This is a genomic window from Micromonospora sp. NPDC005220 (assembly GCF_040607895.1).
In the GTDB taxonomy this organism is placed as follows: Bacteria; Actinomycetota; Actinomycetes; order Mycobacteriales; family Micromonosporaceae; genus Micromonospora.
The window spans coordinates 12,216-27,174 of record NZ_JBEXHP010000041.1; the positions used below are offsets into that span (position 1 = coordinate 12,216).

Consider the following 14,959-nt stretch of genomic DNA (forward strand, 5'->3'; position numbering starts at 1 on the left):
CCGTCAGCGCCTGCCTGGCCCTCAGCGGACCCGGGCGAGGGTCAGGCCGTCGGCGATCGGCAGCATCACCGGGTCCACCCGTACGTCGGCGAGGACCTCGTCGTTGAACGCGGCGATGGCCCGGTCACCTTCGTCCTGCGGGGCGATCACCCGCCCGCCACGCAGCACGTTGTCGACGGCGATCACCCCACCCGGACGCATCCGGGGCACCAGCTCCGCCCAGTAGATCGGGTAGCCGGTCTTGTCCGCGTCGATGAACGCGAAGTCCAGGTGCCGCTCGTGTGGCAACTCCCGCAGCCTCTCCGCGGCCGGACCGATGCGTAGGTCGATCAGATCCTGCACGCCGGCCCGCGCCCAGTAGCGCCGGGCGATGCCGGTGAACTCCTCGGAGATGTCGAAACAGGTCAGTCGCCCGCCCTCGGGCAACCCGCGGGCGATCGCCAGCGACGAGAGCCCGGTGAACGTGCCGACCTCGACGGCCTGCCGCACGTCGAGCAGCCGAGTGAGAAACGTCAGGAACGCGGCCTGCTCCGGAGCCACCTGTATGGTGGCGTGCTCTGGCAGCACCGACCGCGTCTCCTCGGCCAGGTCACGGATGATCTCGTCCGGCGGGGAGCCGTGCGCGACCAGATAGGCGTGCAGCTCGTTGGTGAGCGGGATCGACTTGGTGGTCATGACCGGACGTTACCGAGCGGCTCGACCGATTGGCCGCCCGGCGCGATTTTCGTCCACAAGTCGGTGATCCGCAGATCCAACTCGGCGAGGAGCCGGCGCAGCAGCGGCATCGACAGCCCGACCACCGTCCCCGGGTCACCCTCGATCCGCTCCACGAACGGCCCACCCAGCCCGTCGATCGTGAACGCGCCGGCCACCGCCAGCGGCTCACCAGTGGCCACGTACGCGCCGATCTCATCGTCACTGATGTCAGCGAAGTGGACAGTGGTCGACGCGACCGCCTCCGCGCGCCGCCCCGCGGCAACGTCGACAAGGCAGTGCCCGCTGTGCAGAACACCGCTGCGCCCCCGCATCCGCAACCACCGCCGGGTCGCGTCGGCCGCATCCGCCGGCTTGCCGAGGATCTCCCCGTCGAAGGCGAGCACCGAGTCGCAGCCAATCACCAACGTCCGCTGATCGGCCGTCGGGTTCAGCCGGGTCAACACCGCCTGCGCCTTCAGACGAGCCAACTCCAGGCACAACTCCTCGGCCTGCTCGGTCACCACCAGGGACTCGTCCACCCCGCTGACCAGCACCTCCGGCTCGATGCCGGCAGCCTGGAGCAACTTACGACGGGCAGGGCTCGCCGAAGCGAGCACGAGACGGAGCGGCAGATTCTTAGACACGAGCCCGACGTTACCGTCCACCACCCCACCAAGCCCGACACCTCGCCCCGCACCCGCTGCCTGGCCGCCTGGCTGCCTGGCCGTCCGGCCGCTGGCCGCCGGGTGCTCGGGTGGCCCGTTGGTCGGGTGCCGGGCCGCCGGGCGCCCTTGATCCACTCGCCTTTCAGGAAACCGCGGTATCCCCTCGCCCGAATACCGCGATTTCCTGAAACGCGAGTGGATCACCGCGTAACCGCCCTCGCTCGGCGCGAGCAGCGGCTCGGTGTCGGTGATAACGGGGTATCCCGCCGTCCCGGACACCCCGACATCAAGAAACCCGAGTCGATCAGCGGCTGATTTTCGGCGGCGGATCATCGCCCCGTCGGCGGCGCCGCGCTATCACCGCCCACCCGACCCCGGCAGCCACAAGCACGCCAAGGGTGGCGAGGCCGCGCGCGGTCGCACCATCACTCTCGTTGCCTGGCTGAGCGCCAGCCGTCGTGGTCGGGCCAGCACCGGCCGGAGCGCTCACCGATTCAAACCCCAGCGGCGGTACGTCTGCCGTCAGCGCCGCCACAAGATCGATCACCCCATAGCCGTACTCGTCGTCGCGCCCGGGAGGCCCCTTGTCGATGGCGGTAGCCGTGAGCCGGTGCGCCACCTCTCGCGCCGGCAGGTAGGGGTACTTCGACCTGATCAACGCAGCCGCGCCCGCCACGATCGCCGTCGCGTCAGAGGTACCAGTGCCTTTGCGGTACTTGCCATCGATGCTCGTACTGTAGATGTCAACCGCGGGCGCAACCACGTCGATCTCCGGCCCAGTCACCGACACGGCAGCACGTCTCCCGTCTCGGTCGATTCCACCGACAGCGATAACTTCCGGGTAACGTGCTGGGTAGCCCACCAGTTGGCTCCACGGCGCATTGCCAGCGGCGGCAACAACTACAATGTCAGCTTGTAAGGCAATTCTGACTGCCTGTTGCAGTCGAGCGCTTACCCCGCCAGCAATTGAGATGCTGATGACATCGGCGCCGCCGCTGATGGCGTACTCTATTGCTGCTGCCAATGATTCTGAATCGCCATCCTCGCCTGGCGGTGAACAAAATATCGGCAGGATTTTGGCCCTTGGGGCAATGCCGAGCGCACCAGAAATTTCGTCGCCATGGGCTGCGATGAGGCCGGCCATCCCCGTGCCGTGGCCGTCTCTATCGGTCAATCCATCGCCGCCGCCTCCAGCGATCACGTCCTTGCCAGCAAGCAGGTTGCCCCTTAGGTCTGGATGCTGATCTACGCCACTGTCGGGAAGGGCAACGATTATTCCATCGCCTTGGCTGACCTTGTGGGCATCGGAAATTTTGAGGAAATTGAGATGCCATTGCTCGACACGAGCGTAGTTGTCGCGCGCTTGTAATGCAGGCTCTGGAATTCCTCCCGGAAGGCTCACTGCCAGCAAGAGGGGGAGGGCGAGGTACGACCTCACCGAGGAAGGCCGAGAGCGGGGCCCGGGTCGATTGGGCCGTCCTCGTCGGGCGGGAGCACCACAGGTGCGACTCCTTGCTCCGTCCTCCACGGATGATCCGGGTCCCATCGGTTGGACTCGCCGTCACCGTCTCCATGAACCCATCGGCTAGGCCGAGTAGGCGGGGTGCCCGCGTGCCAACCGGCCCCAGTTCCAGGTGCACCACCAATGGGCGACATGCCGTGGACGCTCCCGAGTGCACGCGGAGCGCTCGGCCGCGAGCCCGCCCCTCCCGTTGGCGCTGTCCCAGCGCTACCACCACCGATGACGCCTCCGACGGGATTGACCCGACGCGGTGCAGTCGGACCGCTGTTAGATGGCCCGAGGCCAAGACCCGGTACTCCACCGATTAAGCCGCTTGGTGGAGCTGGCCGAGGTGTTGGGGTCGTATTAACCCCATTGGCTCTCGGCGCCTCGGGTAACGGGCGCCCCGTTGACCCGCGTTGCTCAGTTGGCGGCCTAAGGATCCTTGACGCGTTAGGAACGGGTCCGGGGCTCGTGGGTGGTATACCCATGCCAGTTGGCTGGTTGGCGGGTCCCGCCTGTTGGCCGCGTGGCAAGTCTTGAGTGGTGGGTATTGGCACTGCGGGCGCCCCGCCAAGGACAGGGCCAACTCCTCTTGTGATCGGCATTCGGTCACTTCGTGAATCGCCTGCAGAGCCGCTGGATGGCGATATTCGTGCGGTTGATCGAATGGGAACCGCGACAATAGGAGGAATAGTGGGAGCTGCAGTTGTTGTCGCAGCAGTACCCTCTTCGTCGACGCGAGGGGCGGGTCGCGGGGGTGGTTTTTGAAGGGTTGCTTGGGCTTGTTGGAGTTCTCCGCTCAGGTTGAACATCATGGAGCGGGCCTGCGCGTTCAGCCGTTCCAGTTCCCCATCAGCAACGGGCGGCTGGGTGGCCCGGTTGCCCATCACCGCTTTCGGGTCGGCGACCATCGCCTCGTACGCCTGCTTCTGCTGGAACTTGGTCGCGTACTCCTCGTAGATCTTGCGGAGTGCGGCGCGGGTGGTGCCGATGGCCTGGGTCGCGGCGGAGAGTGCGGTGTAGTTCGCGGCGGCGGCGTCGTGGGTGCGCTGCACCTTGTCGATGAGTTCGTCGAGTTCGGCGAGGTACGTGCGGGAGGCGGCGCTGGTTTCGGGGGGCCATGCCTCGGCGAGTCCGCGTCGGTACTGCTGGAGGCGGCCGAGGTGGGTTTGCGCCAGGTCGCAGACCTTGCGCCAGCCGGCGACCTGCTTCCAGTGGTTGGCGGTGTCGTGGTCCTGAAGGCAGGCCCACATGCTGTTGACGTCCATGAGCTGCCAGTCGGTGAGGCCGGGGGCGCGGCCGGCGCCTCGTTCGATCACGGCAGCATCACCGGCCCTTCGGCGTCGGGGCTGGTCGGGTCGGTCAGGGTCGGCGTCGGGCCGCCGGGAAGCACGCTGGCGGGGTTGGCGAGGGCTCGTTGCACGTCGACTACTCGGGTGGCGGTGAAGGCGTCGGTGTCGGCGTAGTGGGTGGCGACCTGGTCGGCGGCGGCGGCGAGGTGGCCGGTGGCGCCTCGGACGGCGTACACCATGTCGGCGGTGGCCTGCTGCGTCTCGTGGTGCGCGTGCAGGAAGGTGACCAGCTCGATGAAGGCGTCGCACGGGTTGGGCAGCTTCGCGGACATGTCTTCGGCGATGTACGACAGGTGCGGCGCGTAGTTGCTCTCGACCTCGGCGGCGAGCCGGTCGGCGAACTCTCTGAGCTGGCTGATGTCGGCTTCGATGCCGCCGTAACCGCGTAGCCAGGGTGCTGGCCGGTCCTCTTCGGGGATCATGGACCCTCCCTACCCGTAACGGCACAGTTTCCCTGAGTGAGGTTAACGGCTCAACGCCACCGTGGCAGCCCCCGTACGGCGGGTCTCGTGGTCAGCGGGGCAGCCCGGCGGCGCGCCACCCACGGGAACTGCCCGGTCGGCCGCTGCGCGCCCAGGCGGACGTGGAAGCGGGTGCGGGGACGACGGCCGGGCGGGACCGGATGATGATCGCCCCCACCAGAGCGGCCAACTCCTCGGCGGTGGGCACGCCGCGGACGACCCGGAACAGCGGCTCTTCGGCAGACATGCCGCCAGGGTACGCGGCCGGAAGTTACGGGGAACGCACAGTGGCGTGCCGGCGGTGTGAGCGTCAGCGGGTCCGGGTACCGTCTCACCGATGTCGAACGCGCTTCCCCAACTCGTCGCTGACCGATACCGGCTTCTGTCGCCGCTCGGCCAGGGCGGCATGGGCCGGGTGTGGAAGGCGCGCGACGAGGTGCTGCACCGGGACGTCGCCATCAAGGAGTTGGTGCCGCCGCCAGGTCTCACCGACGAGGAGCGCCGCGAGATGCGCGAGCGCTCGCTGCGGGAGGCGCGAGCCATCGCCCGGCTCAACCACGCCAACGTCGTCCGCATCTTCGACGTGCTGCGCACCGACGGCGATCCGTGGATCGTCATGGAGTACGTGGCGTCGAAGTCGTTGCAGGACACTCTCGCCGAGGACGGTCCGGTTTCGGTGGCCCGCACGGTGGAGATCGGCCTGGGCGTGCTGGGTGCCCTCAGCGCCGCGCACAAGGCGGGCGTCATGCACCGCGACGTGAAGCCCGGCAACGTGTTGCTCGGCGACGACGGCCGGGTGGTGCTGACCGATTTCGGTCTCGCCACAATCCCCGGCGACCCCAACGTGACCCGCACCGGCATGGTGCTCGGTTCACCCGCGTACATCTCGCCGGAGCGGGCCCGGGACGGCACGGCCGGGCCGGAGGCCGACCTGTGGTCGTTGGGCGCGACGCTCTACGCGGCGGTCGAGGGCAAGTCGCCGTACGCCAGGCCGTCGGCGATCGGCACCCTGGCCGCGTTGGCCACCGAGCCGATTCCGCCACCGAAAAACGCCGGTCCGCTCAAGGCTGTGCTCAACGGGTTGTTGCGCAAGGATCCGAACGAGCGGATCACCGCCGAGGTGGCGGAGCGGTTGCTGCGCCGCGCCGGGGGCAAGCGGTCGCGCGGAATTTCACTGCTCGATGGCGTACGCCGGCCAGGGCCGAACGGTCCGCGCGAGCCGCGCCCGCCGCACGTGCCGGCGCCGCGACCCGCTGAGAGCGTGGACCAGCCGGTGTCGCCGCCGCCCGCCGCCGCGACCACCTCCGCCGCTGCTGCCGCCGCGCCCCCCGCCGCTGATGCCACGCCGACGGCCGCCGTCTCCTCCGGTGCGGCAGCTGAGCCGACCGCACTGGTGCCCGCCGAGCCGACCGCACTGGTGCCTGCCGAGCCGACCGCAGCCCCGGCCGAGCCGACCGCCATGATCGACCGTCCGTCCGAGGTCGACCCGCCTGATGCCGAGCCGACCGCGAAGGTCGCGGCCGCGCCCGACACGAGCGGCGACGGTACGACTGACGTCGACGACGAGCCGACGGTTGTCGATGGTCCGCCGGTGGCTCCGGAGCAGCGCAAACCGACCACGCCGACGTCGCTCATGCCGCCGGTGAGTCCGGCCGGCCGCGCGGCGGTGCCGCCGTCGGACGGCACGAAGCCGAACAACATCCGACGCAACCTGCTGATCGGGGCCGTGGTCGCGCTGCTGCTGATCGGCCTCGTGGTGGTCGTGCCGCTGCTGACAAAGGACGATCCCAAGACCCCGCAGGCCAACCCCACCGGTGCTGCCGCGACCTCGGCGCCCGCGCCGACCTCCGCTGCCGCGCCACCGCCGCCCACCACCGGTGCGCCGAGCCCGACGGCCTCGGCCACCCCCTCGGCCGACCCGAACGCGCTGCCGGCGGGCTGGAAGCTGCACCGCGACCCGACCGGCTTCGCCCTGCCGATCCCCGATGGTTGGGTGCGTAGCCAGGTCAACCGCAACACGGTCGTCTTCAACCAGTCCAGCGGGCCGGGATTGCTGCTAGTGCAGTGGACCAACACCCCGAAGAAGGACGCGGTGAAGGACTGGCAGGGCCAGGAGCCGAACCGCAAGGGGCTCGTCAACGACTACCAGAAGATCGGTATCGAGCCCTGCAACTTCTGGAAGACCTGCGCGGACTGGGAGTGGCTGGAGACCCGCGACGGCACCAGAATCCACGTCCGTAATCGGGGGTTCGTGACGGCCAAGAACCGTGGTTACGCCCTGCGCTGGGAGATCGCGGAGAAGGACTGGCAGGCCAAGCTGCCGGACTTCGACCGGATCGCCAAGGGTTTCGTGCCCGACCGCAAGGACTGAAACTCATTCGCATGACCTTCCGTCGTCGTGGGTAATTGACAGTCGACGACGGAAGGAGGCACGACATGGGTTACCGACGGAGGGACACTCGGCCCCGGCTGGCACTGTGGATGCTCGTGGCGCTCGGCGACGCGATTCTGCTGCTGGTCAGCGCGGGGGTTTCGGTGCTCGTCGCACTGCTCGGCGTCGTGATCGTTGCCGGCTTTGGCGCGGCCGCCTGGCGGTTGACCCGCCGGGGCGCGCTGGCTCGCGAGGATGCTGTGGTGCCGGCTCTGAGCCGGCGGCGGGCCTGACCCGTACCCGGTGGTGTGGCGGCAGCCGGACCGATTGTCGACCGTGATGGTGACCGTCGATCCCGCTGCCGCCAACGGCCCGGGTCAGGTGTTGTTGGCCAAGGCGATCAGGCGGCTCCGGTCGCCGTTCCAGTAGTTGCGGTCCACGTTGCCGCTGATCCCGGCGACCGCGCCGGTGCTGGTGTACTGCCAGAAGCTCCACACCGACGCGCCGGCCGGCAGGGCGCCGGGTGTGCTCGACCAGCGAGCCAGCCAGAGCGGGTGGTTGGCCCACGGGCCGGTCCAGCTGCCGGTGCACTGGTTCCACCAGCTCGTGGTGGTGTAGATGACGGCGTACCGGCCGGTGCGGGAGCGGTAGGTGTTCAGGAAGTCCTGGATCCAGTTGCGCATCCCGGTGGTGCTGAGCCCGTAGCAGTAGCCGCCGGTGTACGGGTTGGCCTCGATGTCCAGCGCCGCCGGCAGGGTGCGGCTGTCCGCCGACCAGGCGCCGCCGTTGGAGGCCAGGTAGGTGGCCTGGGTCGAGCCGGCGGAGATGTTCGGGCGGGCGAAGTGGTACGCCCCGCGGATCACCCCGGCGTTGTACGAGTTGACGTAGTTGGCGTTGAAGTTCGGGTCCTTGTAGCTGGTGCCCTCGGTCGCCTTGATGAAGGCGAACTCGATGCCGGCGTTGCGGACGCTTGTCCAGTTGATGCCGCCCTGGTAGCGGGACACGTCGACACCGGCGGTGGTGGCGGCGGCCGCCGGTCCGGCGGTCGCGACCAGGGCCGCCGCCGCGGTGGCGAGGACGGTGAGGCCGGCCGCGAGTGCGCGGCGCAGCGATGATCGGGTACGGGCCATGAATGCCTCCAGGGACGCAGTCTATTGACGCCCATCTTTGGAGGTTAGTGCCCTAGATTGCAAGAGTTATCGAGGAAACTTGCATCAACGACCGCCGGTGCCCCCCGAGGATTGCGGTGGAAACGATCAGCGCAGCGTGGCCGGGTCGATCTGCCAGCGGAACGGCTCGACGACGGTCAGCGTCTCGCCGGGCTTGGCGATCTGGTCCTCGACGTAGTGCTCGCCGTCCAGCCGGAACAGCCGCAGCGAGTGACCGTCCCCGTCCTGCTCCACCAGCAGATACCAGGGGATTCGCGCGATGGCGTAGAGCTGCATCTTGACCAGCCGGTCGGCAGCGGCGTTGCCCGGCGAGACGATCTCGCCGACGAGCACCACCTCGGCGGCCTCCACCGCCGTGCCCTCGTCGTCGGTGGCCGCGACGACGACATCGGGGATGACGATCCGATCCACCCCGAGCCGGACGTTGACCGCCTCGAAGGCGAGGAGCGGTTGTGACCGCACCGCTCGACGCAGGCTGTAGACGAGTTCCCACGACACCAACTGATGCCGCTTGCTCGGGGCAGGGCTCACGATCAGGCTCCCGTCGAGCAGCTCGATCCGGTCCGGGGTCTCGCCCAGGGCGAAGTAGTCGGCCTCGGTCCAGAGCCCGACGTGGTGTCGTCCCAGGGGTTCAGCACTCATCGGCGCTCACCTCCTGCTTCACTCGCCACCCGATCAGTCTCACAGGATACGAGCCGGTGCCTCGGCAGCGACACGGAACGCCGCCGGTAGGCTCGCGCCCCATGATGTCGATCGACGGGCTGAGCGACCTGTGGGACACGCTGTTCGGCGCGCAGCCGGACCCGCCGGCGCTGCTGGTGCTGATCACCGGGGCCGTCGCGCTGGTGGTGGTCTCCACCCGGCTGCCGTGGCGGATCGCCCGTAACGCCATCACCATCGCGCACGAGGGCGGGCATGCCCTCGTCGCCCTGCTCACCGGCCGCAAGCTGCGCGGCATCCGGCTGCACTCGGACACGTCCGGGCTGACGCTCTCCGCCGGTCGCCCCACCGGGCCGGGCATGATCCTCACCCTGCTCGCCGGGTACGTCGCCCCGCCGCTGGTCGGGCTGGCCGGTGCCTGGCTGCTCGGCGGTAACCGGATCACCCTGCTGCTCTGGGTGGCGGTGGCGCTTCTGCTGGCCATGCTCGTCATGATCCGCAACGCCTTCGGTGTGGTGTCGTTGCTGGTCACCGGCGCGCTGGTGTTCGCCGTCTCCTGGTACGCGACGCCGCAGGTCCAGGCCGCGTTCGCGTACACCGGGGTGTGGTTTCTGCTGCTCGGTGGGGTGCGGCCGGTGGTCGAGCTGCAACGGCTGCGCTCGCGGGGCCGGATGCCCGCCTCCGACGCCGACCAGCTCGCCGGCCTCACCCCGTTCCCGCCGCTCTTCTGGGTGGGCGTCTTCGCCCTCGTCAACGTGGCGGCGCTGATCACCGGCGCGCTCCTGCTCGCCGGCCCGTTCCTCGCCGACGCCGGCCTGACCAGCTGACCGGCGGGCAGAATGAGGCCATGCGATACGTGATCATCGGGGCGGGCGCGGTCGGCGGGACCATCGGCGTACGGCTGGCCCAGGCCGACCGGGACGTGACTGTGGTGGCCCGCGGCGCCCACCTGGACACGATCCGCGCGCGGGGTCTGACCCTGCGGCAGCCCGACGGTGAGGTCACCGCCCGGCTCGCGGTGGTGGACCGGCCCGGTGACCAGCCGCTGCCAGCGGACACCGTGCTGATCCTCACCGTGAAGTCGCAGGACACCGCCGGCGCGTTGGCCGCCTGGGTGGACGCGCCGGTGGTCGGCGGCGGCACGGCGGGCGAACGTCTGCCGCTGGTGACCGCGCAGAACGGGGTGGCCAACGAGCGGGCCGCGCTGCGGCTCTTCGCCGACGTGCACCCGGTCTGCGTCTGGCTGCCGGCCACCCACCTGGACCCGGGCGTGGTGGTCGCCAACGGCTACCCGCATCCCGGGATGCTCCACATCGGGCGGTACCCCGGTGGCGCCGACGCCACCGACCGGGCGATCGCCGCCGACCTGACCGCCGCCGGTTTCGTCGCCCCGGTCCGCACCGACGTGCTGCGCTGGAAGTACGGCAAGCTGCTCAGCAACCTCGGTAACGGCCTACAGGCGTTGCTCGGCCGGGACATCCCGGACGCGCTGGCCGAGCGGGTACGCGCCGAGGGCGTCGCCGCGCTCGCCGCCGCCGGCATCGCGCACACCTCCCCGGAGGAGGAGAAGGCCGAACGCGGCGACCTGGTCGGGCAGCGCCCGGTCGACGGGGAGCCCCGCTCCGGCGGCTCCACCTGGCAGAGCCTGGCCCGGGGCACCGGCTCGACCGAGGTCGATTACCTCAACGGCGAGATCGCGCTGCTCGGCCGGCTGCACGGCGTACCGACGCCGGCCAACGTCGCCGTGCAGCGGGCCGTACGCCGGGCGGTCCGGGAGCGGATCGCGGCCGGCGCGTTCCCGCTCGCCGAGTTGGAGAAGTTGATCACCTGACCGGGGCAACCGACCACCCCGCCCGGTGCGTGTTCCCAGCGACCGACACGGGGAGGTAGCGGGTGCCGGACGTCGACGGGTTCGACGAGTTCTACCGGGGGAGTCGGCAACGACTCCTCGGGTTCGTCTACGCCCTCACCGGCGATCGCGGCGAGGCGCAGGACGCCGTGCAGGAGGCGTACGTCCGGGCGTGGCAGCGCTGGTCGACGATCAGCGGGTACGACGACCCGGAGGCGTGGGTGCGGGTGGTGGCCAGCCGGATCGCCGTCAGTCGGTGGCGCAGCCTGCGGAGCCGGGCCCGCGCCTACCTGCGGCACGGGGCGACCGAGACCGTTCCCGGGCCGGGCACCGACACCGTCGAGGTGGTCGCCGCGCTGCGTCTACTGCCCGAGGAACAACGCGTCGCGATCGCCCTGTACTACCTGATGGGCATGCCGGTCGCCGACGTGGCGCGGGAGACCGCGGCCCCGGTGGGCACGGTCAAGGCCCGTCTCTCCCGGGGGCGCGCTGCGCTCGCCGGCCTGCTCGCCGTCTCTGACCTGGAGGAGGCCACCGATGCGTGACGACCCGACGCTTGTCGAACAGATCCAGCGCGACCTACGGGACGTGCGGTGGCTCGGCCCCGAGGAGATCCGCGCCCAGGCCCGTCGCCGCAGCCAGCGCAGGATCGTGGTGGCGACCGTCGTGCTGGCCCTCGCCGGGGTTTCCGCCGCGGCGGTCGCCGCGCCGAGGACGTCCCCGCCGGTGGTTCAGCCGGCCGCCTCCGCCTCGCCGACCCGGCACGAGATCACCCTCGACGCCCTGTTGCAGCCGGAGGACCTGCCACTGCCGGTCTACGTGGAGCTGAGCCAGGCAGGGCTGGGCGAGCCGGTCCGGTTGGAGGACACGCTCGGCCGCTGCCGGACGAGTCAGGGGCGATCGGACGGCTGGCAGATGTCGATCCTGTCCCGTTCGCAGACCCTCATGCGGAAGCCCACCCAGGGCGTCCTCGTGCCGGGCGACGCTCTGGTCATGCAGGATCTCTTCAGGCTGACACCCGAGACGGCTCGACAGCTCTTCACCAGTCTGGACGATCTGGTCGCGCCGTGCGCCGAGTGGCGGAGCGTGGCGCAGTGGGATACGCCGGACACCAGCCACACCGCGGAGGTGATCCACAGGTGGGCGGTGGTGCAGCGGGGCTTCGCCGGGGACGACGCCGCCATCCTGCGGGACTCGCTCACGGGCCCTCGGGACGTGCAGACCGGGCAGACGCTCGCCAAGGCACCGCCGCCGACCCTCCTGGCTGTCGTCCGGGTCGGCGACACCGTCTCGCTGCTGCGCATCGCAGATGACGGCACCGAGGCGAAACTCCGTCAGCTCGCCGTGGCGGCGGCGGCCCGGATGTGCGTCGCCGCAAACCCGCCCTGCTGACCCTTCTTGATCCGCACAACTTCAGGGAGCTAGTTGCATCCTGTTTGTGCTGGTCGGCGGGTATTGACGGGGCTGGTGGTGGTGATCCAGCCACTGGCCGCGCCCATGGTGATCTACGTTGTGATCATCTGCCAGGGCCAGGGCCAGGGCCGTGGGTGCGGCGTGGCGTCATCGGGCATGAGTAAACCCTCGGCGAGGATCTCAGGTCGTGACACACATCAATGCGCCCGCCGAGGGCCACGCACTGGTTTACCAAGTCCGGCTGCCGTTGTCGACCCAGACCCTCACCCTCGCCGTTCAGGCGCTGAGGATCCACCGCGAGAGCGTGAAGTCACGATGGCGCAAACTGCCCGACCTGAGCACCGCCCTGATCGTGCTGGCTGTCCTGCGTCACGGTGAACGACCCGCCGACCTGGCCGCCGCCTATGGGGTGTCACACCACAGCGTTCGCCGCTGGGTCACACAAGTCGTCACCGTTCTGGCCCGGAGGGCACCACGGCTGGACCGCGTCCTGGCCGCCCGCACACGCGCGCTCACCGGCACCGACGACCCGGTCGTGCTGCTCGACGGCACCTGCATCCCCGTGCACGCGCCGACCGGGCGGGCCGAGAGACAACTCTGGTGCCCGAAACACAAAGCCCACCACCTACGCGTCATCACCCTGACCGATCACCGCGGCCGACTGCTCTGGGTCTCCGCAGCGCAACCAGCCCGGCTTCACGAGGCCACCCATGCCAAACGCCTACACCTACCCGCCCGACTCCGCCGACACGACCTCGCCGTGATCTGCGACCGCTTCCACACCCGCCTCGACGATCAACCCGACACCAACCCGAGCGTCATCGTCGGCCGCCGCGCCTGCCGCAACCACACACTCACCCCCGCCGAAAAACGCACCAACGCGCTCATCGCCCGCGAACGCGTCGCCAACGAACACGCCCACGCCCACCTGAAGAACTGGCGCATCCTGCACCGACTACGCCGCGACTGGCGACGCGACGCCACCACCCTGGTGCGGGCCCTGCTCGTGCTCACCCACGCCGAGATCACCCGCTGAACCCACCCGGGCAAACGATCAACCCGAAGATCAACAAACCCTCAGCCAGCCCGAAAACACCCCACCCCAACACGTCAAGACCCGCTGACCAGCACAAACAAGATGCAACTAGCTCAGGGATGTTGCTGCCTCCCGGCGCCTGGAGGCAGCACTTTCCCCGAAGTTGCGCGGATCAAGCGAGCAGGGCAGCGGCGAGATCAGAGCGGGATGTTGCCGTGCTTCTTCGGCGGCAGGGTCTCCCGCTTGGTACGCAGGACGCGCAGCGCCCGGACGATCTGGGTACGCGTCTCGTGTGGCGCGATCACCGCGTCGACGTACCCGCGCTCGGCGGCCACGTACGGGTTGGCCAGGGTGTCCTCGTACTCGGCGATCTTCTCGGCCCGGACCGCCGCCGGGTCCTCGGCGCCGGCCAGTTCGGAGCGGTAGAGGATGTTCACCGCGCCCTGCGCGCCCATCACCGCGATCTGCGCGGTCGGCCACGCGAAGTTCAGGTCCGCGCCGAGGTGCTTGGAGCCCATCACGTCGTACGCCCCGCCGTACGCCTTGCGGGTGATCACGGTGACCTTGGGGACGGTCGCCTCGGCGTATGCGTAGATGAGCTTGGCGCCCCGGCGGATGATGCCGTCCCACTCCTGACCGGTGCCGGGCAGGAAGCCGGGTACGTCCACGAAGGTCAGCACCGGGATGTTGAACGCGTCGCAGGTGCGCACGAACCGGGCGGCCTTCTCCGAGGCGGCGATGTCCAGGGTGCCGGCGAAGTGCATCGGCTGGTTGGCCACCACACCGACCGGTCGCCCCTCGACCCGGCCGTAGCCGACCACGATGTTCTGCGCGTAGAGCGGCTGGACCTCGAGGAACTCCCCGTCGTCGAGGACGTGCTCGATGACGGTGTGGATGTCGTACGGCTGGTTGGCCGAGTCCGGGATCAGGGTGTCCAACTCCCGGTCCTCGTCATTGACCTCAAGCGAAGCGGGGGCCTCGACGACGACCGGCTCGTCGAGGTTGTTCGACGGCAGGTACGACAGCAGTGCCTTGACGTAGTCGACAGCGTCCTCCTCGTCCGTGGCGAGGTAGTGCGCGTTGCCGCTGCGCGTGTTGTGCGTACGTGCCCCGCCCAGCTCCTCCATGCCGACGTCCTCGCCGGTCACCGTTTTGATCACGTCCGGGCCGGTGATGAACATGTGCGAGGTCTGGTCGACCATCACGGTGAAGTCGGTGACCGCCGGGGAGTAGACCGCGCCGCCGGCGCAGGGCCCCATCACCAGCGAGATCTGCGGGATGACACCGGAGGCTCGCACGTTGCGGAAGAAGATCTCGCCGTAGAGGCCGAGCGAGACGACGCCCTCCTGGATCCGCGCGCCGCCGGAGTCGTTGATGCCGACCACCGGGCAGCCGATCTTCATGGCCAGGTCCATCACCTTGACGATCTTCTCGCCGAAGACCTCGCCGAGTGAGCCACCGAAGACGGTGAAGTCCTGCGCGAAGACACACACCTGCCGGCCGTCCACCGTGCCGTAGCCGGTGACCACGCCGTCGCCGTACGGGCGGTTGCGCTCCAGCCCGAAGGCCGTGGATCGGTGCCGGGCCAGCTCGTCGAGTTCGACGAAGGACCCCTCGTCGAGCAGCATCTCGATCCGCTCGCGGGCGGTCTTCTTGCCCCGCGCGTGCTGCTTCTCCACGGCGCGGGCCGACCCGGCGTGCACCGCCTCGTCGACCCGGCGCTCCAGGTCCGCCAGCTTGCCCGCGGTGCTGTGCATGTTGGTCCCGGTCTCGGTAGTCACCC

15 protein-coding genes are annotated in these 14,959 nt (G+C 69.6%); 7 read left to right on the forward strand and 8 right to left on the reverse strand.

Going from position 1 to position 14,959, the window contains the following annotated elements; genetic code table 11:
• Nucleotides 1–21 precede the first annotated feature (21 nt).
• From ABZU52_RS17290 to ABZU52_RS17310, 5 genes are all read right to left on the reverse strand, one after another.
• Nucleotides 22–675 (reverse strand): O-methyltransferase, encoded by a 654-nt coding sequence (locus tag ABZU52_RS17290; protein ID WP_354972004.1) that lies wholly within the window; start codon nucleotides 673–675, stop codon nucleotides 22–24.
• Entirely contained in the window at nucleotides 672–1,340 is a 669-nt protein-coding gene (locus tag ABZU52_RS17295; protein ID WP_354972005.1) for a Maf family protein, read from the reverse strand. Before ABZU52_RS17295 ends, ABZU52_RS17290 begins: the two co-directional genes overlap by 4 nt.
• A 325-nt stretch (nucleotides 1,341–1,665) precedes the next feature.
• Entirely contained in the window at nucleotides 1,666–2,763 is a 1,098-nt protein-coding gene (gene mycP / locus ABZU52_RS17300; protein WP_354972043.1) for a type VII secretion-associated serine protease mycosin, read from the reverse strand.
• 1,417 nt (nucleotides 2,764–4,180) lie between these two features.
• The gene (locus ABZU52_RS17305; protein ID WP_354972006.1) at nucleotides 4,181–4,639 is read right to left on the reverse strand and encodes a hypothetical protein; all 459 of its coding nucleotides are present in this window, start codon (nucleotides 4,637–4,639) and stop codon (nucleotides 4,181–4,183) included.
• Between the two features lie 91 nt (nucleotides 4,640–4,730).
• The gene (locus tag ABZU52_RS17310) at nucleotides 4,731–4,925 is read right to left on the reverse strand and encodes an acyl-CoA carboxylase subunit epsilon (RefSeq protein WP_354972007.1); all 195 of its coding nucleotides are present in this window, start codon (nucleotides 4,923–4,925) and stop codon (nucleotides 4,731–4,733) included.
• A 90-nt stretch (nucleotides 4,926–5,015) separates the two neighbouring features.
• On the opposite strand from ABZU52_RS17310, the gene ABZU52_RS17315 reads away from it, so the two are divergent.
• Nucleotides 5,016–7,049 (forward strand): protein kinase, encoded by a 2,034-nt coding sequence (locus tag ABZU52_RS17315; protein WP_354972008.1) that lies wholly within the window; start codon nucleotides 5,016–5,018, stop codon nucleotides 7,047–7,049.
• A gap of 65 nt (nucleotides 7,050–7,114) precedes the next feature.
• A complete protein-coding gene (locus tag ABZU52_RS17320) occupies nucleotides 7,115–7,342 on the forward strand; it encodes a hypothetical protein (protein ID WP_354972009.1) in 228 nt (75 codons plus the stop codon).
• Nucleotides 7,343–7,426: 84 nt separating this feature from the next.
• Here ABZU52_RS17320 and ABZU52_RS17325 read toward each other — a convergent pair whose 3' ends face one another.
• Both ABZU52_RS17325 and ABZU52_RS17330 read right to left on the reverse strand, forming a co-directional pair.
• Nucleotides 7,427–8,179: a GH25 family lysozyme gene (locus ABZU52_RS17325; protein ID WP_354972010.1), complete on the reverse strand. Its 753-nt coding sequence runs from the start codon at nucleotides 8,177–8,179 to the stop codon at nucleotides 7,427–7,429.
• A gap of 126 nt (nucleotides 8,180–8,305) precedes the next feature.
• Entirely contained in the window at nucleotides 8,306–8,860 is a 555-nt protein-coding gene (locus ABZU52_RS17330) for a Uma2 family endonuclease (RefSeq protein ID WP_354972011.1), read from the reverse strand.
• 101 nt (nucleotides 8,861–8,961) lie between these two features.
• On the opposite strand from ABZU52_RS17330, the gene ABZU52_RS17335 reads away from it, so the two are divergent.
• From ABZU52_RS17335 to ABZU52_RS17355, 5 genes are all read left to right on the forward strand, one after another.
• Nucleotides 8,962–9,705, forward strand: a complete 744-nt coding sequence (locus ABZU52_RS17335) for a M50 family metallopeptidase (RefSeq protein WP_354972012.1) — start codon at nucleotides 8,962–8,964, stop codon at nucleotides 9,703–9,705.
• 20 nt (nucleotides 9,706–9,725) lie between these two features.
• Nucleotides 9,726–10,709 carry a 2-dehydropantoate 2-reductase N-terminal domain-containing protein gene (locus ABZU52_RS17340; protein WP_354972013.1) on the forward strand — a complete coding sequence of 328 codons (984 nt, stop codon included), beginning with the start codon at nucleotides 9,726–9,728 and terminating at the stop codon, nucleotides 10,707–10,709.
• Nucleotides 10,710–10,771: 62 nt separating this feature from the next.
• Nucleotides 10,772–11,272: a SigE family RNA polymerase sigma factor gene (locus ABZU52_RS17345; protein ID WP_354972014.1), complete on the forward strand. Its 501-nt coding sequence runs from the start codon at nucleotides 10,772–10,774 to the stop codon at nucleotides 11,270–11,272.
• Nucleotides 11,265–12,119 carry a hypothetical protein gene (locus tag ABZU52_RS17350; RefSeq protein WP_354972015.1) on the forward strand — a complete coding sequence of 285 codons (855 nt, stop codon included), beginning with the start codon at nucleotides 11,265–11,267 and terminating at the stop codon, nucleotides 12,117–12,119. Before ABZU52_RS17345 ends, ABZU52_RS17350 begins: the two co-directional genes overlap by 8 nt.
• 208 nt (nucleotides 12,120–12,327) lie before the next feature.
• Entirely contained in the window at nucleotides 12,328–13,176 is an 849-nt protein-coding gene (locus ABZU52_RS17355) for a transposase family protein (RefSeq protein ID WP_354972016.1), read from the forward strand.
• Nucleotides 13,177–13,373: 197 nt separating this feature from the next.
• On the opposite strand, the gene ABZU52_RS17360 is transcribed toward ABZU52_RS17355, so the two are convergent.
• Nucleotides 13,374–14,957, reverse strand: a complete 1,584-nt coding sequence (locus tag ABZU52_RS17360) for an acyl-CoA carboxylase subunit beta (protein WP_354972017.1) — start codon at nucleotides 14,955–14,957, stop codon at nucleotides 13,374–13,376.
• Nucleotides 14,958–14,959 lie beyond the last annotated feature (2 nt).